This is a genomic window from Sphaerotilus sp. (assembly GCF_034519685.1).
Lineage (GTDB): Bacteria > Pseudomonadota > Gammaproteobacteria > Burkholderiales > Burkholderiaceae_C > Sphaerotilus.
In genome coordinates, this window is sequence record NZ_JAXHOF010000002.1 from 236,339 (window position 1) to 257,097 (window position 20,759).

Sequence of the window (20,759 nt, forward strand, 5' to 3'; positions counted from 1 at the left end):
GGCAGGTCGACCCGTCCATGCCTGTGTCCACCACCCGCCTGCGTGCCCGCACCCGTGCCTTGCTGGAAACGCTGGAGCCACGCATCCTCTACTCTGCCGATCTGGCAGCGGTCGTGGGGGCCGTGGGGACGGGCGGGGTCGACACGGCGTTGATGCAGGGGCCGGTGCAGGTGCAGGAGCAGGTGCTGCGCCTGGAGAGCGGCACCAGCACCAGTACCAGCACCAGCACCACCGTGACGGCACCCACGGCCGCCGAGATCGCCTTCGTCGACCTGGGCGTGCCGGACGCCGGCGGCCTGGTCAGCGGCCTGCTGGCGCAGCGCGCACAGGGGCGGCTGATCGAGGTGGTCACCTTCACCGCTGCAGAAGACGGCCTGGCGCGCATCGGCCAGACCCTGGCCGAGCGGCAGGCCGAAGGGGCGCGCTTCGATGCCGTGCATGTGTTCAGCCACGGCAGTGCCGGCGCCCTGCAGCTCGGCAGCGCCACGCTCGACGCCGACAGCCTGCTGCGCCGGGCGGGCGAGATCGCGGGCTGGGGCGGTGCGCTGGGCGCGCAGGCCGACCTGATGCTCTACGGCTGCGATGTGGCCGACGGTGCCGACGGGCTGTTCCTGGTCGAGGGACTCGCCGCACTCACCGGCGCCGACGTGGCCGCCAGCGACGACACCACCGGCAGCGCTGCACGCGGTGGCGACTGGCTGCTGGAGCGGTTCACCGGGGTGATCGAGTCCACCGTGGCGATCGATGCGCCGGTCCAGCGCGACTGGGTCGGCACGCTGGGCAACGAGATCCAGGTCAACACCACCATGGGCGGGAACCAGAACACCGCCGCCGAGACCCGCGGCAGCCAGCAGGCCGTGACGCTGGACGCCGCCGGCAACTACACCGCCGTGTGGACCAGTCCCGAAGGGGGTGGCGGTGGCAAGGGTGTCTTCGTGCGCCGTTTCGCCTACGACGGCACGGCGCTGACGGGCGAGATCCAGGTCAACACCACCACCAGCAAGGACCAGGAGAATGCCCGCATCGTCGGCGACGGCACCGGCCAGTTCGCGGTCGTCTGGACCAGCCAGGACCAGGATGGCACCACCGCCAGCGTCTACTTCCGCCGCTTCGCCGCCGATGGCACCGCCCTGAGCGGCGAGGTCCGTGCCAACGCCAGCAACACCGGTGACCAGCTCAACGCGGTCATCGGCATGAACGGCAGCAACGGCGATGTGGTCGTGGCGTGGCAAGGGGATGGACCGGGGGGACAGTCGGTCTTCTTCCGCCGTTTCGCGCAGGACGGGACGGCCCTGGACGCCACCGACCGGGTGGCCGGCAGGCTCAACGGCGGGCTGAACCCCGCCGTGGCGATGGACGCGACCGGACGTTTCGTGGTGGTCTGGAACGAGGGATCGCACCTGTATTTCCAGCGCTACGACGCCAGCGGCGCAGCCGCCGGCGGCATCACCCAGGCCGACAACAATCTCTCCAACAGCGTCGGGCCAGCCGTGGCGATGAACGACCAGGGCGACTTTGTCATCGCCTACCGGGAGCAGGACACCATCCCGGGCATCTGGGGGCGCACCTACAACGCCGACGGCAGCCCCCGAGGCTTCTGGTTCAACGCCGACACCGGTGTCTCCACCAGTCCGTCGATCGGCATGGCCGCCGATGGCAGCGCGGTCGTGGTCTACCAGAAGACCGGCGATGGCGGCGGCCTGGGTATCTATGGGCGCAAGATCAATGCGGCCGGTGCCGTGCAGGGAACCCCCTTCCTCGTCAACCAGAGCACAGCCAAGGACCAGGTCGCCGCTTCGGTTGCGGTCCGGGACGCCGACCGGTTCGTCGTGGTCTGGAGCGGCGACTCGGCCGCCGACAAGGATGGTGTGTACGCCCGGACCTTCGAGCCCGCCAACACCGCCCCGCTGATCACCACCAACGGCGGCGCCAGCACGGCCGCCGTCTCGGTCGCCGAGAACACCACCGCCGTCACCACGGTCGGTGCGAGCGACGCGGACTGGCCGATCCAGACGGTCCAGTACGCAATCGTCGGCGGCGCGGACCAGGCCCGGTTCGCCATCGACAGCACCAGCGGTGTGCTGCGCTTCGTGGCCGCGCCAGACTTCGAGCGGCCGGTCGATGCGGGGGGCGACAACGTCTACGAGGTCACGGTGCAGGCCAGTGACCTGCTGTTGTCCAGCAATACGCAGACCCTGGCGGTCACGGTCACGGATGTGGCCGATCAGGTGGTGGCGGTGGCGGACACGGCCAGCACGCCCCACGCCAGCGCGGTGACGGTGGATGTGCTGGCGAACGACCGGCTCGGCACAGGCGGCAGCGCATTGACCCTGCTGGAGGTCAGCCAGCCCGCGCATGGCAAGGCCACGGTGGTCGGCGGTCAGGTGGTCTACACGCCGGATGCGGGTTTCGTCGGGACCGAGACCCTGCAATACCGGATCGTCGATGGCAGCGAAGGACTTGCCGTCCATGCCCCGCTCGGCGACGACATCGGCCGTCTGGCGGGCGAGCCCAGCGCCACCGCGGGTGTCTTCGGCCAGGCGCTGCAGTTCGATGGGGTCGACGACCGGCTGGGATTGACGGGCGTCACCTACACCCGCGAGTTCACGCTGTCCTACTGGTTCAAGCTCGCCAGCAACAGCGGCACGGGGTACCAGTATCTGTATTCCCATGACACGGCCGGCGCCCAGAACAGCCTGAACACCTATTTCATCCAGGAGGCCACTGTCACCACCTCCGGAATCAACAACGTGCTGCGCACGGCGCTGGTCGATGGCAACGACGCCAATACCGTTGCCGACTTGGCAAAACTTGACATCCCCGTCGCCGGTCTGGCCGACAACCAGTGGCACCAGTACACGCTGACCACGACAGCGGGTGCCGGCTCGGCGGTCTACATCGACGGCCAGTTGCGCGCGTCCAGCGCCACCCAGGGCGGTGATGCGATCGCACCTGCCGGCCCGGTCTACCTGGGTGCCCGGAACGATCTCGCCAGCGCCCGCTTCCTGACAGGCGCACTGGACGACGTGGCGCTCTACCACCGCACGACCCCGGCCGCCGCTGTGACCACCCTGTACCGCGACGCCGGCCCGGGCACCACCGGCACCCTGACGGTCACGGTCGTCCCCGTCAACACCGCAACACCGGTCATCACCTCGGATAGCGGCGGCGCCGTCGGCACGCCGGCCGTGACCGAGAACACCACGGCGGTCACTACCGTCACCGCCACCGATGCCGATGTCGGCGGCCCGGCGCTCACCTACTCGATCGTCGGTGGGGCGGACCAGGCGCTGTTCAGCATCGACAGCGCCAGTGGTGCCGTCACCTTCCGCAGCGCGCCGGACTTCGAGCGTCCCGACGATGCCGACCGCGACAACCTTTACTACGTCGACGTCCAGGCCAGCGACGGTCTGCACACCGACACCCAGACACTCAAGATCGAGGTCACCGACGCCAACGAACACGCAGTCAGCCCGATCACGGACGAGGACGTCACCCGCGACGAGGTGGACGAAAACGCCGCCATCGGCACCCGGGTCGGCCTCACCGCCCGCGCCACCGATGCCGACGCCAGCCTCAACACCGTCACCTACGCGCTGACCGACACGGCCGGGGGCCGTTTCGCCATCGACGCGAACTCCGGCGTGGTCACCGTGGTCGGCCTGCTGGACGCCGAGGCCGCCACCGCCCACCGCATCACCGTGCGCGCCGCCTCCAGCGACGGCAGTGTCGAGATGCTCGTCTTCGTGCTGACGGTGCGCGACCTCGACGAGTTCGACGTGGGCACCCCTGCCGATGCGGATGCGGCGGCCGACCGCGTGCAGGAAAGCGCCGCGGTCGGCACCACGGTCGGCATCACCGCCGTGGCAAGCGACGCCGACCTCGGCGACAGCAGCATCACCTACTCGCTCACCGACGACGCGGGCGGGCGCTTCGCCATCGGTGCCAGCAGCGGCGTGGTGACCGTGGCCCGCACGCTGGATGCCGAAACCGCCCTGAGTCACCGCATCACCGTCCAGGCCCGCTCGACCGACGGCAGCCTGTCCAGCCAGAGCTTCACCCTCCAGGTGGAGGACGTGGACGAGTCCGACGTCGTGCCCCCGGTCGATGCCGACACGGCCGCCAACACCGTCCGCAACATCGACGCCGTCGGCACGGCCGTGGGCATCACCGCCTCGGCCAGCGACGCCGATGTGGGCCTGAACCAGATCACCTACACCCTGTCCGACGATGCGGGCGGGCGCTTTGCCATCGACGCCGACACGGGCGTGGTCACGCTCGCTCGCGCCCTGACGGGCGACGCCGACACCACCCAGTCCCTGGTGGTGGAGGCCACCTCGGCCGATGGCAGCGTGGCGACCAGCAGCTTCTCGGTGGCGATCACGCGGGCCAACCTGTTCGCGCCCGTCATCGGCTCCGGCGGTGGCGGCACCACGGCGACCCTGACCGTGCAGGAGAACACCTCCGCAGTCACCACCATCGCCGCCACCGACGCCGATGCGGCCCCCGGCCCGCTGGTCTACACGCTGATCGGCGGCGCTGACCAGGCGCTGTTCACGCTCGACGCCGCCAGTGGCGCGCTGCGTTTCACCACGTCGCCGGACGCGGAAACGCCGCGCGACGCCGATCTGGACAACGCCTACACCGTGGTCGTTCAGGTCAGTGATGGCCTGCGCACCGACACGCAGACACTGACCATCACGGTCGCGGACGTCGACGAGTTCGCCCTCGGCCCCCTGGCCGACACCGATGGCGCGGTGGATGGCGTGCAGGAAAACGCGGCGATCGGCAGCACCGTGGGCGTGCAGCTGCGTGCCGTCGATGCGGACGCCACCAACAGCCGCACCACCTACCGCCTCGACGACTCGGCGGGCGGGCGTTTCGCCATCGATGCCGACACCGGCGTGCTCACCGTGGCCGGACTGCTGGACGCGGAAACCGCGCTGGTGCACACCGTCGTCGTGCGGGCCGTGTCGGACGATGGCAGTGCCAGCACGCTGACGGTGACGATTGCCGTGCAGGACGTGAACGAGCACGGGCTCTCCGCCATCACCGACCGCAACGCCGGTGCGGAGGTGGTCCGCGAGGACGACCCGGTCGGCACCCTCGTCGGCGTGACCGCGCAGGCGCAGGATCCGGACGCCACCGACCACGACGTGCGCTACACGCTGCTGGACGACGCGGGCGGGCGCTTCGCCATCCATGCCACCACCGGCGTGGTCACCATCGCCCGCGCGCTCGATGCGGAAACCGCGCAGAGTCACACCTTCGTCGTGCAGGCGGTGTCCAGCGATGGCAGCGCGCAGACGCAGTCGTACACGGTCGCGGTGACGGATGTGGACGAGTTCGACCTGACGGCCATCACCGACACGGATGCGGCGCCCGAGGTGCTGGCCGAAAACGTGGCGATCGGCACCCGGGTCGGGATCACGGCCCGGGCGGTGGACGCCGACGTGACCAACAACGCTGTCACCTACAGCCTGCTCGACAGCGCAGGCGGGCGCTTCGCCATTGACGCCAGCACCGGCGTGGTGACGGTGGCGGCGGCGCTCGATGCGGAAACCGCGCAGAGCCACACCTTCGTCGTGCGGGCGGTGTCCAGCGATGGCAGTGCGCAGACGCAGTCGTACACGGTCGCGGTGACGGATGTGGACGAGTTCGACCTCACCGCCATCGCCGATGCCGATGCTGCGCCCGACACCGTGGCGGAAGACGCCGCGGTTGGCACCAGCACCGGTCTGCGCGCCCGGGCGATCGACGCGGACGCCACCACCAACGCCGTCACGTACGCGCTGCTGGACGATGCGGGCGGGCGTTTTGCCATCGACGCCAGCACCGGTCTGCTCACCGTCGCCGCCGCGCTGGACGCGGAAAACGCCCTCGGCCACACCGTGGTCGTGCTGGCCACCTCGGTCGACGGGAGTCGCTGGACCCAGGCCTTCGCGGTGGCGGTGACCGATGTGGACGAGTTCGACCTGACGGCCATCGCCGATGCCGATGCTGCGCCGGACACCGTGGCGGAAGACGCCGCGGTTGGCACCAGCACCGGCCTGCGCGCCCGGGCGGTCGATGCGGACGCCACCACCAACGCCGTCACGTACGCGCTGCTGGACGATGCGGGCGGGCGTTTTGCCATCGACGCCAGCACCGGTCTGCTCACCGTCGCCGCCGCGCTGGACGCGGAAAACGCCCTCGGCCACACCGTGGTCGTGCTGGCCACTTCGGCCGACGGGAGTCGCTGGACCCAGGCCTTCGAGGTGGCGGTGACCGATGTGGACGAGTTCGACCTGACGGCCATCGCCGATGCCGATGCTGCGCCCGACACCGTGGCGGAAGACGCCGCGGTCGGCACCAGCACCGGTCTGCGCGCCCGGGCGATCGACGCGGACGCCACCACCAACGCCGTCACGTACGCGCTGCTGGACGATGCGGGCGGGCGTTTCGCCATCGACGCCAGCACCGGTCTGCTCACCGTCGCCGCCGCGCTGGACGCGGAAAACGCCCTCGGCTACACCGTGGTCGTGCTGGCCACCTCGGTCGACGGGAGTCGCTGGACCCAGGCCTTCGCGGTGGCGGTGACGGATGTGGACGAGTTCGACCTCACCGCGATCGCCGATGCCGATGCTGCGCCGGACACCGTGGCGGAAGATGCCGTGGTCGGCACGCCGGTCGGCCTCCAGGCGCACGCGGTGGACGCTGACATCGGCCTCAGCGCCGTCACCTACGCACTGCTCGACAGCGCAGGCGGCCGCTTCGCGATCGACTCGGCCACGGGCGTCGTCACCGTGGCTGCGGCACTGGACGCGGAAAACGCCCTGGAGCACACCCTGGTCGTGCGTGCCACCTCGGCCGACGGCAGCACCACGACCCGCGCCTTCACCGTGGCGGTGACGGATGTCGATGAAGTCGATCTGGGTCCGCTGAAGGACGCCGACGGCCGCGCCGATGCCGTGCTGGAGACCGCGGCGGTCGGCACGGCCGTGGGGGTGCAGGGCTGGGCGGTGGACGGCGACGCCAGTGCCAACACCGTCATGTATGCACTCGACGACTCCGCCGAAGGCCGCTTTGCGGTGGACCCGGCCACCGGCGTCGTGACACTGGCGCGCACGGTGCACGAAGAAGGCGTCGCCGCGCGCAGCCTGGTGTTGCGCGCCACCTCGGCCGATGGCAGCACGGTGACCCGCGCCTTCACGGTGGCGGTCCTGGCCGTCAACGACCAGGCGCCGGTCATCGGCTCGGACGGCGGCGGTGCCACGGCCGCGCTGACCGTGCCGGAGGGCAGCGACACCGCCGTGACCCAGGTGCGGGCCACCGATGCCGACCTGCCGGCCGAGACGCTGCGCTACACGCTGGCCGGGGGCGCCGACGCCGCGCTGTTCACGCTCGACGCGGTGACCGGCGTGCTGCGGTTCGCCCGTGCACCGGACGCCGAACAGCCACTCGACCAGGGCGCGGACAACACCTACGACCTCACCGTGCAGGTCAGCGATGGCCTGTACACCGATACCCAGGCCTTGCAGATCACGGTGCTGCCCCTGAACGACCACATTCCCGTCCTCACCAGCGACGGCGGCGGCATCACTGCCGTGCGCCATGTCGACGAGAACACCCTGGCCGTCACCCGTGTGCAGGCCCGCGATGCCGATCTGCCCGCCGACACCCTGACTTATGCGCTGGCCGGCGGCGCGGATGCTGCGCGGTTCACCATCGAGGCAACCACGGGCGAGCTGCGCTGGCGTCTGGCCCCCGACCACGAGACCCCGGGCGATGCCGACGCGGATGGCGTCTACGACCTCATCGTCCGTGTCAGCGACGGGCTGCACAGCGTCTCGCAGTCCCTCGCGGTCGTGGTGGACAACGTGGACGAGGCCCCGGAACTGCTGGCGAACACGCTGGCGGTGAGCGAAGGCGGCATGGCCGTGCCCGTGCTGCTCGCCCGCGATATGGACACCGACGCGGCGCGGCTGGTCTACCGCGTGCAGGATCTGGCCGGCGGGCGCTTCGAGACCGTGGCGACGCCGGGCGTGGCGATCACCCAGTTCACCCAGGCCGAGGTCGACGCCGGTGCCATCCGTTTCGTCGCCGACGGGGGCGAGGCAGCGCCGTCCTACCGGCTGGTGCTGGCCGATGACCGCAGCACGCTGGCGGCGCAGCCGGGCGTGGTGGCCTTCACGCCGGTGAACGACGCGCCGGTGGTGAACCGGGTCGACCTTGGCACGCTGGACGAGGACACCCCCCGCGTCTTCACGGCGGCGGAACTGCTCGCCGGAGCCACCGACGCCGAAGGCGACCCGCTGACCGTGACCGGCCTGCAGGCCGTGTCCGGCGCGGGTACCCTGACCGATCTGGGCGGCGGACGCTGGCGTTTCGACCCGGCCGCGGACTGGCACGGCGCCGTGGCGCTGGCGGGCACGGTGGACGACGGCCAGGCCAGCACGGCGCTGCAGGCTGTGCTGCAGGTGCGTGCGGTCAACGACGCGCCGCGCTTCGTCAGCGGGGGCGGGGCTGCCACGGTGGCGCTCGACCAGCTGGAAAACACCGCCGTGGTCGGCACCCTCGTCGGCACCGATGTGGACATGGGTCCGGACACCGATCCGGGCGCCGTCACGCCGTTGCGCTACGCGGTGGTGGGCGGGGCCGATGCGGCGCGTTTCGTGGTCGATGCGGCCACGGGCGTGCTGTCCTTCCGCCAAGCGCCGGACCGCGAGCAGCCGACCGACGCCGATGCCGACCACCGCTACGACGTGACGGTCCAGGTCAGCGACGGGGCCTTGACGGCGCAGCAGGCGCTGCAGATCACGGTGACCAATGTGGACGAGGCTCCGGTGGTCACGCGCAATGTGCTGCTGCTCACCGATGGTGTGGTGACGCTCGTGCTGCAGGCGCGCGATCCGGACACACCGGCTTCGGCGCTGACCTACCGGGTCGACGTGGTGGAGGGCGGGCAATTCGAGCGTGCCGTGCAGCCCGGACAGGCGGTGCAGGTCTTCACGCAGGCGGAGCTGGATGCGGCGCAGGTGGCCTGGGTGGCGCCCGTCGGCAGCACGTCGGCGCGCTACGCCCTGCGGCTGAGCGACGGGGTGTCGGACGTGCTGGTCGGCTCGCCCGGGGTGGAGCGCCAGACGGCGCCGCGCACGGCGCTGGAGATGGCGCCGGTGGCCTTGCTGTCGGGTGACCGGCCGTCCGCGTCGTCCGACAGTGCCGAGTCCGGTGTGGCCGAGGCGGCGGTGGCCGACACCCGCCGCGCTGCGTCGCCGCCCGCTGCCTTGTCCGACGGCGGGGGCGATGCCAGCCTCGGTCTGGGGCAGGGGGGCGAGACCACCGCGGGCTCCGGACGTTCTGCTGGCACGAAGGCGGCCGAGGTGGGTGCGGCGGTGTCGCGCTCGGCGGCGGCGCGGGCCGGGCTGACGCCGGTCGCCGAGCGGATCGAAGCCGCGCTGGACTTGCCCTCCGAAAGCGCTGAGGCCCCCAGGCGGCTGGTGACCGAACTCGACCTGTGGGGCAGCCGCTCGGGCACCTCGCTGGCCGAGCAGCTCGACCGGCTGCGCCAGGAAGTCGCCGACGCGCAGCAGGCCGGGATGGTCACGCTGGCCTCGACGGCGCTGGTCTCGACCGGCCTGTCGGTCGGCTATGTCGTCTGGCTGGTGCGTGGCGGGGTGCTGATGACCAGCCTGATGTCGGTCGTGCCGGCCTGGGCGGGCATGGACCCGCTGCCGGTGCTGGCGGAAATCCGCCGCGCCGAGGGTGCTGCCGCCGGGTCAGAGGACACCGGGGACATGGACAGCAGTGGCGCCGAGGAGGACGACCCGATCGAGAAACTCTTCAGCAAGGCCCGCCGCCTGCTGGTCCGTCCGGCCGCCGGCGCCGCCGATGCCCCTGGATTGCCGGAGACACCCGCATGAAGTTCCGCTTCCAACACCTGTCCTCGCGCTTCCATCTGGCGCTGGGGCTGAGTTCGCTGGTGGTCAGCGTGCTGCTGATGGCGCAGTTCGCCGGGCTGGTGCCCGACCGCGACAGCGCACTGCGGGCCGGCCGTGTCGCGCTGGCCGAGACCGTGGCGGTCAGCAGCATGGCGATGCTCGACGAGGAGGACCGCGGGCGCCTGCAGCAGGTGCTGGACTTCGTGGTGCAGCGCAACCCGGCCCTGCGGTCGATTCGCCTGCAGCGGGCCGATGGGGTGCTGCACCTGCAGGCCGGCACGCCCGTGGCCGACCCCGCCACCGACCCTCCCGCCGACCACCCGACCCAGACCCCCGCCTCCACCGAGACCCGTCTGCGCCTGCAGCTGGTGCAAGGCGGCGCCCCGTGGGGCGAGGCAGAGCTGCAGTTCGACCCGCTGCACGACCATGCCAGCGTGCGCGGCTGGCTCGGGTCGACCGAGCTGCTGGTGGCGGCCACGGCGCTGAGCTGTTTTGTGCTGTTCTATGTCTACCTGCGCCGGATGCTGCGGCACCTGGACCCCTCCCGGGTAATCCCGGGCCGGGTGCGGACCGCCTTTGACACGCTGGCCGAAGGGCTGATGGTGCTGGACCCGGCGGGGCGCATCGTGCTGGCCAACCGCGCGTTCAGCGAAGTGGTCGGGCAGGACAGCGATGCGCTCATCGGCCGCAGCGCGAGCGGGCTGGGCTGGTCGCAGCCGGAGCAGGCCGGGGTGGCGGGGACGCCGTGGCAGCAGGTCTTCACCGACGGGCAGGCGCGGCGCAATGTGCTGATGCACCTGACCGACGCGCAGGGCCGCGCCCGCACCTTCATGGTCAATGCCTCGCCCGTGCCCGGCCCGGGTGGCCAGCCCGCCGGCACGCTGATCAGCCTGGACGATGTGACGATGCTGGAGGAGCAGGAGGTCCAGCTCCGGCTGGCCCGCGACGCCGCCGAGGCCGCCAACCGCGCCAAGAGCGATTTCCTGGCCAACATGAGCCACGAGATCCGCACGCCGATGAACGCCATCCTAGGTTTTGCCGAGCTGCTGCGCCGCGGCTGGCAGAACAACCCGCAGGACACGCGCCGCCACCTCGACACCATCCTCGGCAGTGGTCGCCATCTGCTGGCCCTCATCAACGACATCCTCGACCTGTCCAAGGTCGAGGCCGGGCGGCTGGAGGTGGAGTGCGTGCCGTGTGCGGTCCACGCGGTGCTGCACGAGGTGATCGACATCATGCGGCTGCGGGCCGACGAGAAGGATGTGTTCCTGGCCATCGAGTTTGCCGAGGCACTGCCGGCCACGCTGTTGACGGACCCCGGCCGGCTGCGCCAGATCCTCACCAATCTGGTGGGCAATGCGCTGAAATTCACCCGCGAGGGCGGCGTCACGGTGCGGGTCTCGCTGCAGCGCGGCGCGCCGGAGAACCGGCTGTGCATCGACATCGCCGATACCGGCATCGGCATCCCGGCCGACAAGCTCGATGCCATCTTCGAGCCCTTCGTGCAGGCAGAGGCCTCGACGACACGCCAGTTCGGCGGCACGGGGCTGGGGCTGGCGATCAGCCGGCGCTTCGCCCGTGCGCTGGGCGGGGATGTGACGGTGAGCAGCGTGCCGGGGCAGGGCAGTACCTTCCACGTCACGCTGGAGACCGGGCCACTGGACGCGCTGGATCCGGACGAATGGCTCAGCCCGCAGGCACTGGCTGCGGTCGCGCGGCCCCGGACGGGCGGCGGCACGGTGCACTGGCAGTTCGACGCCGGCCGCGTGCTGGTGGTCGACGACGGCGCCGAGAACCGCGAGCTGGTGCGGCTGGTGCTGGAGTCGGCCGGGTTGACCGTGGTGGAGGCCGAGGACGGCGCGGTGGCACTGGACATGGTCGCCCGCGAGGCGCCGGACCTCGTGCTGATGGACGTCAACATGCCCGTCATGGACGGCTACACCGCCACCCGCACCCTGCGCGAGCGCGGCTGCACGCTGCCCGTGCTGGCGCTGACGGCGAATGCGATGAAGGGCTTCGAGGCCCAGATCGAGACCGCCGGCTTCTCTGGCTACCTGACCAAGCCGGTCGACATCGACGCGCTGCTGGCCGAGCTGGGGCAGCGCCTCGGCGGACGCCGGGTCGCCGGCATGGCGCCGGAGGCCGCGCCACGGTGGGCGGACAGCGCGTCGGCAGACCCGGCGCGCGACGACGACACCCCCATCGTCTCCCGGCTGGCCGACCATCCGCGCCTGTCCCGCGTGGTCCAGACCTTCTGCCGCACGCTGCCGGACAAGCTGGTGGCCATGCAGGGGGCGCTGGACGATCGCCGCCTCGACGACCTGGCCGATCTGGCGCACTGGCTCAAGGGCGCCGGCGGCACGGTGGGCTTTGACGTCTTCTTTGAGCCGGCCCGCGAATTCGAGCGCCTGGCCCGTGCCGGTGACACCACCGAACTGGAGCGCGTGATGCGCCAGATCCAGGCGCTCGCCCGCCGGATCGAGATCCCCCACGGCGAGGCGGCAGCCGCCGCCACCCTTGCCTGAGACCCTGCGCATGTCTGCACCGCACACACCCGCCCCGTCCGTCCCGTCGGCCCCGGCCATCCCCGCGACCCCATCCGAGCCGGGCCTGTCGGATGTGACCGTGATGATGGTCGACGACGAGCCGATGATGACCGACGTGGCCCAGGCGTATCTGGAGGATGCCGGCTACACCCGCTTCGTCGCCGTCCACGATCCGCGCCAGGCGATGGAGACCGCCCGCACGCACCGCCCCGGCCTGATCCTGCTCGACCTGATGATGCCGGAGCTGAACGGCTTCGACCTGCTGCGCCTGATCCGCCTGGACGAGCGGCTGCGCTACACGCCAGTGATCGTGCTGACCGCGGCCAGCGACCCGGCCAGCAAGCTGCGCGCACTGGAGCTGGGCGCGACCGAGTTCCTCTCCAAGCCGGTGGACGCCAGCGAGCTGAAGATCCGCGTGCGCAACAGCCTGGCCTTCAAGGTCTACCAGGACCGCCTGGCCAACGACGACCCGCTCACCGGCCTGCCGAACCGGCGCGTCTTCGTCGAGCAGCTCAAGGCGGGGCTGGTGCGCGCCCGCTACAGCCGCGGCACGCTGGCGCTGCTGCACCTCAACCTCGACCGCTTCCGCCAGATCAACGACACCCTGGGCCACGGCACCGGCGACCTGCTGCTGGTGGCCGTGGCCGAGCGGCTGCGCCAGACCACCCGCGCCAGCCACAGCCTGCTCGGCCAGCGCCTGGGGGACGCGCCCTTCCTGGCGCGGCTCGGGGGCGACGAGTTCGCGCTGCTGATGCCCGACATCCCGTCGCCCGAGGCGGCCAGCCGGGTGGCGCGCCAGGTGCTGGAGGCCTTGTCGCGCTCCTTCCATGTCGATGGGCAGGATGTCTACCTCACGCCCAGCATCGGCATCTCGATCTTCCCCGACGACGGCACTGACGACGCCTCGCTGCTGCGCAACGCTGGTGTGGCGATGCTGCATGTCAAGGCCAGCGGGCGCAACGGCGTCGAGTTCTACAGCGAGAAGATCAACACCGTCTCGGTCGAGCGGCTGCTGCTGGAGACGCAGCTGCGCGGCGCCATCGAGCGTGACGAGCTGGTGCTGCACTACCAGCCCAAGGTCGATCTGCGCACCGGTTTCATCGTCGGGGCCGAGGCGCTGCTGCGCTGGCAGCATCCGCAGATGGGGCTGGTGCCACCGGGGCGGTTCATCTCGATCGCCGAGGAGTGCGGGCTGATCGTCGAGATCGGCGAATGGGTGATCCAGCGCGCCTGTGCGCAGCTGGCGCAGTGGCGGGCTGAACACCGGCTGGCCGTGCGCGTGGCGGTGAATGTGGCGCGCCACAGCGTGGTCTCCGGCACGCTGCTCGACACCACCCGCAACGCGCTGCAGCGCCACCGCGTGCCGGCGAAGCAGCTCGTGCTCGAACTCACCGAGAGCATGCTGATGGACCGCGTCGAGACCACGGCCGCCAAGCTGCACGATCTGCGCGCGCTGGGGGTCGAGCTGTCGATCGACGACTTCGGGACGGGCTATTCCTCGATGAGCTACCTCAAGCAGTTTCCGGTGCAGGAACTCAAGATCGACCGCTCCTTCGTCAAGGGCACCCCGGCCGACCGGACCGATACCGCGATCGTGCGGGCGCTGGTCGTGCTCGGCCACAGCCTGGGGATGCGCGTGGTGGCCGAGGGCGTGGAAACCGAGGACCAGCGGGCCGCCATGCAGGCGCTGCACTGCGACTGCTACCAGGGTTTCCTGTGCAGCCCCGCCTTGCCGGCCGAGCAGTTCATCGCCAAGGTCCGTGCAGTGAACGGGACACCTGTCCGCTCCTGAGGAAATTCCTGGGTTAATATCAGCGAACAGCGATATTTGGATTCCTTGGCGGATCCGCAGGAGACGCGACATGAGTTCCCCCAAGCTTTCCCCCCAGCCGCTGACACGCCGCGGGGCGCTGGGCCGGATGGGTCTGGGCCTCGGCGGTGTGCTGGGGGCCGGGCTGGCCGTCTTGCCCGAGGCGCGCCTGCTGGCCGCACAGGCCGGCGATTTCCTGACCGGCCCGCCCGTGGCCGACGTGAAGCCGCGCCAGCTCAGCCCGCACGTCTGGCTCCTCTACGCCCAGGACGGCTTTCCCACCCCGGAAAACCGCGGCCTGATGGCCAGCATGGCCTTCGTCGTCACGTCGGCGGGGGTGGTCGTGCTCGACACGGGTGCTTCGCTGCAGATCGGCGAGATGGCGATCCGCATGATCCGGACCGTGACACCGAAGCCGGTGATCGCCGTTTTCAACAGCCACTACCACGGCGACCACTGGCTGGGCAACCACGCCTTTGCGCAGACCTTCGGCGCCGACCTGCCCATCCATGCGCTGCCGCACACGGTCGCGCAGATCCGGGGTGCCGAGGGCAGCCTCTGGCGTTCGCTGATGGAGCGCTGGACCAACCAGGCCACCGTCGGCACCGAGGTCGTCGTGCCCAACCGCGAGGTCACGCCCGGCCAGCGTCTGCGCTTCGGCGACGTGACGCTGGTGATGCACCACCACGGCACGGCGCACACCCCGTCCGACCTGTGCGTGCAGGTGGTCGAGGATGGTGTCACCCATGTCGGCGACATCGCCATGACCAACCGCATCGCCAACCTGGACGACGGCTCCTACGCGGGCACCTTCCGCTATTACGCGGCGATGCAGGCGCTCACCGGCCCGCAGCTCTGGGTACCCGGCCACGGCGAGCCGGCGCGTGACCTGCTCGACGCCTACGGGCGCTTTCTCGCCGGCATCTGGGAGCCGTGTGTGCAGGCGGTCAAGGATGGGCGGGACGAGGCCGCCGCCAAGGCCATGGTGCTGCGGGATCCACGTGTGGCGACCCGTGCCAAGACGATGGCCGGCTTCGACAGCAACATCGGCAAGTACGTCAGCCTGGCCTACCTGGAGGCCGAGAAGGAAGCCTTCTGACACTGCCCTGCAGACTTTGCTTGCCATTGCCTTGATCCAGATCATGTGCAGCGGCGTGCAGGTGTGGCGTCCAGGTTGCAGTCGCCGGTCGACTCCGTGTTTCTACCAAGGTCCGGAAGCAGCAAACCCCATAACATCCGTTTGTGCTTATATCTAAATAGTCAAACGGACGGCAGGACGGAATTTTGTGGGTGCTTCAGGAAATTCCGACAGTGACCGGGTCTTCGAGCTGGCGGCCGAGCTGTTCGGGCTGCTCTCGGCGCCCATCCGCTTGCGCATCGTCTGCGAGCTGCTGGATGGCGAACAGAACGTCGGGCAGTTGACCGAGCGGGTCGGCGCAAGTCAGCCCAACCTGTCGCAGCACCTGGCCACGCTCTACCGCTGCGGCATCCTGGCCCGGCGGCGGGTCGGGGCGCAGGTCTGGTACCGGATTGCCAATGACCGTGTGCAGGTGCTATGCGAGGCCGTGCGCGACGGACCGAAGATTTGAAGAGGAGCTTTTGCGTGTCGAGCGATCCATCCCAAGCGTCCGGCCGCCTGATCAAGGCGCCGGAAAACTTCCTCGATCCCGCCGGGGTCAGGACCGTGTTCCAGGAGGCCAAGGCTGGCCGGCGTGATTTCATCCGCCGTGCCTTTGCCGGGGCGGCGGCGGCAGGTGCTGCACCCCTGGTGCTGGCCCAGGCCAACCCGGTGCCGGCCGAAGGCGGTGATCCGAACATCCTGAACCTGCCCGAGCACACGGTCGGACTGGGCCAGGGTGTGGCCACCGAGGGCTACGGCAAGCCGTCGAAGTACGAGACCAACGTCCAGCGCCGCCAGAGCCCGGGTCTGACGCAGACCACGCAGGCTTCGGTGTCGTTCGCGCCGCTGCAGTCGCTGTTCGGCATCGTCACGCCCAGCGGCCTGCATTTCGAGCGCCACCACCAGGGCTGGTGGGACATCGACCCGAGCAAGCACCGCCTGATGCTCAACGGCTCCGACCCGACGCTGATGAAGACCCCGAAGGTCTTCACGGTGGACGAGATCATGCGGCTGCCGTCGGTGTCGCGCTTCCACTTCATCGAGTGCGGCGCGAACACGGCCGTCGAGTGGGGCAACGTCGCCGTGCCGACCGTGCAGTACACGCACGGCATGGTCTCCTGCAGCGAGTTCACCGGCGTGCCGCTGAAGATCCTGTTCGACCTGTGCGGCGTCGACTACAAGAAGGCGCGCTACGTGCTGGGCGAAGGCGCCGACGGCTCGTCGATGACGCGCACGATCCCGATGGAGCTGGTCGAGTCGGGCGAGGTCTTCGTCGCCTACGGGCAGAACGGCGAGATGCTGCGCCCCGAGAACGGCTACCCGCTGCGGCTGATCGTGCCGGGCATCCAGGGCGTGAGCTGGGTCAAGTACCTGCGGCGCATCGAGGTCGGGGACGCGCCCTACGGCGCCAAAGACGAGGCGGTCCACTACATGGACCTGATGCCCAGCGGCCTGCACCGGCAGTACACCAATATCCAGGAATGCAAGAGCGTGGTGACGACGCCCTCGGGCGGTCAGGTGCTGCTGGACAAGGGCTTCTACAACATCACCGGGCTGGCGTGGTCGGGCAAGGGGCGGATCAAGAAGGTTGACGTCTCGGTGGACGGTGGCCGCAACTGGCGACCGGCGCGCATCGAGGGGCCGGTGCAGAACAAGTCGCTGACGCGCTTCAACATCGACTGGGTCTGGGACGGCAAGCCCGCGCTGATCCAGAGCCGCGCCACCGACGACACCGGCTATGTGCAGCCGACCTACAAGCAACTGCGCGCCGTGCGCGGCACGCGCTCGATCTACCACAACAACGCCGTCCAGACCTGGCTGGTGCAGGAAAGCGGGGAGGTGAAAAATGTCCAGCTCTCGTGATGGGTTCCGTCTGATCGCTGCCGCGGCACTGGCGCTGATGTCCAGCGCGGCGCTGGCGCAGGCGGTGCTGCCTGGCATCGGCCGTCCGGCCACGCCGAAGGAAATCGCCGCCTGGGACATCGACGTGCGGCCCGACTTCAAGGGCCTGCCCAAGGGATCGGGTTCGGTCGCGATGGGCCAGGAGGTGTGGGAGGGCAAGTGCGCCCACTGCCACGGCGTGTTCGGCGAGTCCAACGAGGTGTTCAGCCCGCTGGTCGGCGGCACCACCGCCGAGGATGTGAAGACGGGCCGTGTCGCCCGGCTGACCGACACGTCCTATCCTGGCCGCACGACGCTGATGAAGGTATCCACCGTCTCGACGCTGTGGGACTACATCAACCGTGCCATGCCCTGGACGCAGCCGAAGTCGCTCAAGGCCGACGAGGTCTACGCGGTGACGGCCTATCTGCTGAACCTGGGCGGGGTGCTGCCGGACAACTATGTGATGTCCGACCAGAACATCGCCGAGGTCCAGGCCCGCATGCCCAACCGCAACGGCATGACGCTGGACCACGGCATGTGGCCCGGCAAGTCGCTGAAGACCGCCGGCAAGCCCGACGTGAAGGCGGTGGCCTGCATGACGAATTGCGAGGCCGAGCCGAAGGTGGCCTCCTTCCTGCCGGACTTTGCCCGCAATGCCCACGGCAACCTGGCCGAGCAGAACCGCCTGGTCGGTGCGCAGCGCGGGGCGGACACGACCCGTCCGGCGGGTGTGGCGGTCGCGGCGGCGGCCGTGGCAGCCACGGCTGCGCCGGCCAAGGCCGCGGACAGCTCGGCGGCGGTCACGGCGCTGCTGTCGAAATACAGTTGCACCGCCTGCCACGGCATGGACAACAAGCTGGTCGGACCGTCCTTCCGCGAGATCGCGAAGAAGTACGGTGCCCAGGCGGACGGTGCGGCCTACCTGGCCGGCAAGATCAAGGCCGGTGGCAGTGGTGTCTGGGGGCAAATCCCGATGCCGCCACAGACCCTCTCGGATACCGAGGCCCGTATGATCGGCCAATGGCTGACCGATGGCGCCAAGAAATGAATTCACCTAGGAGAATCACGATGCAAACCCGTCGCGAAATGCTCGGCCGCAGTGCTGGCGTGGCTGCCATGCTGGCTGGCCTCGGCCTGCTGCCCGCTGTGGCCCAGGCCAACTACGCCACCGCCGCCTTCGATGCCAAGACCATGGCCGACCTGACCAAGGCCCTGGGCATCTCCGCCCCCGTGGAGAGCAAGGACGTCACCATCACTGGCCCTGACATCGCCGAGAACGGCGCCGTCGTGCCGCTGGGCTGCTCGACCGCGCTGCCCGGTGTGAAGCGCATGCTGATCCTGGTGGAGAAGAACCCGGCCATGCTGTGCGCGGCCTTCGACGTGACCGATGCGGTCGAGGCGAACTTCAACACCCGCGTGAAGATGGGCCAGTCGTCCAACGTGATGGCCGTGGCCGTCATGAACGACGGCAAGGTGCTGTTTGCCCAGAAGGAAGTCAAGGTCACCCTCGGCGGCTGCGGCGGCTGACCGGACCTCCCACCCACACGCAAAGAAGGAGCAGAACATGGCAGATCCGATGCGCATCCGCGCACAAGCCTCCGGCGACAAGGCCACCGTGCGTGTCCTGATGAGCCACGAAATGGAAACTGGCCAGCGCAAGGACGCCGCCGGCAAGACCATCCCCGCCTGGTACATCCAGGAAATCACCGCTGCGCTCAACGGCAAGACCGTGATGACCGCGCAATGGGGACCGGCGGTGTCGAAGAACCCGTTCCTGCAGTTCAATCTCAAGGGCGCCAAGGCGGGTGACAAGGTCGCCGTGACCTGGGTCGACAACAAGGGCGACAAGCGCACCGACGAAGCGACGGTGAGCTGAGCGGGCAGACGTGTTCGCCCCCTGACCGTATCCATCGGCCCCCGGCATCCTCCGGGGGCCTTTGCCGTTTTGCAGTTCCTGTCTACAGACCCTGTCCAGAAGAACGAGGAGACCATGAACAAGACCCTCATCGCCAGCACACTGCTGGCCTGTGCCCTGCCGCTGCCGCTGCTGGCGCAACAGAAGTCTGCGGCCGACGGCATCGCTGAATACCGGGCGATGCTGGCCGATGGCAACCCGGCCGACCTGTTCGAGGCCAAGGGGGAAGCCCTCTGGAAACAGAAGCGCGGCCCGAAGAACGCGAGCCTGGAGCTGTGTGACCTCGGACAGGGACCGGGGGTGGTCAAGGGCGTCTTCGTCACGCTGCCGCGCTACTTCAAGGACACCGGCCGGGTGCAGGATCTGGAGTCGCGGCTGGTGAGCTGCATGGAGACGCTGCAGGGCTTCAACGCCGCCGAGATCGCCAAGACGCCGTTTGGCCGTGGCGAGCAGAACAACGTCACCGCGCTGGCGACCTGGATCGCGGCTGAATCGCGTGGCATGCGCTTCGCCTTGCCGCAGGAACACGCGCAGGAAAAGCGCATGTACGCCATCGGCGAGCGGGCGTTCTTCTACCGGGGCGGGGCGCATGACTTCAGCTGCGCCAGCTGCCACGGCGAGGAGGGCAAGCGCATCCGCCTGCAGGATCTGCCCCAGCTCACGAAGAACCCCGGCGACGGTGTCGGCTTCGCGGCCTGGCCGGCCTACCGGGTCAGCAACGGCCAGATGTGGAGCATGCAGCTGCGCCTGAACGACTGCTTCCGCCAGCAGCGTTTCCCGTACCCGGGCTTCGGCTCGGACCTGACCATCGCGCTGTCCACCTACATGGGGGTCAACGCCAAGGGGGCCGAGTCGGTGGCGCCCGCCATCAAGCGTTGAGCGCAGGAGAGACGACATGAAGACAGTCAAGAAGATGGCGTTCACGGTGGTGGCGCTGGCTGTGGCGGCGATCGGCGTGGGGTGTGCCACCGGTCCGTCGCCAGCGGAACTCGACCGCGAGGCGGTGCAGGTCATCCGCAGTGCCTTCCGCGACCAGGGCATCGTCAAGGTCGATCGCCTGGACCAGGATGCTGCCAACGAGGCCTGCTCCAAGGCCCTGGGCAAGGAGCCGCCGGCCGAGGTGGTCAAGGCCATCGAAGCCGCCAACCTCAAGACCATCAAGCCGCCCAGCGATGGCAAATACCTCGGCGACTGGAAACTCGGCGAGGTCATCGCGCAGAGTGGTCGCGGCCTGACCTGGACCGACGACGCCAAGACCGTCAATGGTGGCAATTGCTACAACTGCCACCAGATCAGCCAGGAGGAAATCTCCTTCGGCACCATCGGCCCGAGCCTGTACCAGTACGGCAAGCTGCGCGGCGTCACCGACCCGACCAGCCCCGCCGCGATGCCGATCGTCGAATACACCTGGGGCAAGCTCTGGAACGCACGGGCCTACAACGCCTGCTCGCAGATGCCGCGGGCTGGCCACATGGGCATCCTCGACGAGACACAGCTCCGCCATGTCATGGCGCTGCTGCTTGACCCGAAATCCCCCGTCAACCAGTAAGCCCCCTCGCCGCGC

11 protein-coding genes are annotated in these 20,759 nt (G+C 69.7%); all 11 read left to right on the plus strand.

What is annotated here, in order from left to right; genetic code table 11:
* The first annotated feature begins 17 nt into the window (after positions 1-17).
* Entirely contained in the window at positions 18-9,902 is a 9,885-nt protein-coding gene (locus tag U5O44_RS01590; protein WP_322586712.1) for a cadherin domain-containing protein, read from the plus strand.
* A complete protein-coding gene (locus U5O44_RS01595) occupies positions 9,899-12,445 on the plus strand; it encodes a hybrid sensor histidine kinase/response regulator (protein WP_322586713.1) in 2,547 nt (848 codons plus the stop codon). Before U5O44_RS01590 ends, U5O44_RS01595 begins: the two co-directional genes overlap by 4 nt.
* A 10-nt stretch (positions 12,446-12,455) precedes the next feature.
* A complete protein-coding gene (locus U5O44_RS01600; RefSeq protein WP_322586714.1) occupies positions 12,456-14,258 on the plus strand; it encodes a putative bifunctional diguanylate cyclase/phosphodiesterase in 1,803 nt (600 codons plus the stop codon).
* A 70-nt stretch (positions 14,259-14,328) separates the two neighbouring features.
* The gene (locus tag U5O44_RS01605) at positions 14,329-15,375 is read left to right on the plus strand and encodes an MBL fold metallo-hydrolase (protein ID WP_322586715.1); all 1,047 of its coding nucleotides are present in this window, start codon (positions 14,329-14,331) and stop codon (positions 15,373-15,375) included.
* A 187-nt stretch (positions 15,376-15,562) separates the two neighbouring features.
* Positions 15,563-15,865 (plus strand): ArsR/SmtB family transcription factor, encoded by a 303-nt coding sequence (locus U5O44_RS01610; protein WP_322586716.1) that lies wholly within the window; start codon positions 15,563-15,565, stop codon positions 15,863-15,865.
* Between the two features lie 14 nt (positions 15,866-15,879).
* Complete coding sequence (gene soxC, locus U5O44_RS01615; RefSeq protein WP_322586717.1) at positions 15,880-17,259, plus strand: sulfite dehydrogenase; 1,380 nt, start codon at positions 15,880-15,882, stop codon at positions 17,257-17,259.
* Complete coding sequence (locus U5O44_RS01620; protein ID WP_322586718.1) at positions 17,243-18,328, plus strand: c-type cytochrome; 1,086 nt, start codon at positions 17,243-17,245, stop codon at positions 18,326-18,328. The genes soxC and U5O44_RS01620 overlap by 17 nt, the downstream gene beginning before the upstream one ends.
* Positions 18,329-18,348: 20 nt before the next feature.
* Positions 18,349-18,807: a thiosulfate oxidation carrier protein SoxY gene (soxY, locus tag U5O44_RS01625; RefSeq protein ID WP_322586719.1), complete on the plus strand. Its 459-nt coding sequence runs from the start codon at positions 18,349-18,351 to the stop codon at positions 18,805-18,807.
* A 37-nt stretch (positions 18,808-18,844) separates the two neighbouring features.
* Positions 18,845-19,156 carry a thiosulfate oxidation carrier complex protein SoxZ gene (soxZ, locus tag U5O44_RS01630; RefSeq protein ID WP_322586720.1) on the plus strand — a complete coding sequence of 104 codons (312 nt, stop codon included), beginning with the start codon at positions 18,845-18,847 and terminating at the stop codon, positions 19,154-19,156.
* A gap of 114 nt (positions 19,157-19,270) precedes the next feature.
* Positions 19,271-20,074: a sulfur oxidation c-type cytochrome SoxA gene (soxA, locus tag U5O44_RS01635; RefSeq protein WP_322586721.1), complete on the plus strand. Its 804-nt coding sequence runs from the start codon at positions 19,271-19,273 to the stop codon at positions 20,072-20,074.
* A 16-nt stretch (positions 20,075-20,090) separates the two neighbouring features.
* Positions 20,091-20,744, plus strand: a complete 654-nt coding sequence (gene soxX / locus U5O44_RS01640) for a sulfur oxidation c-type cytochrome SoxX (RefSeq protein WP_322586722.1) — start codon at positions 20,091-20,093, stop codon at positions 20,742-20,744.
* Positions 20,745-20,759 lie beyond the last annotated feature (15 nt).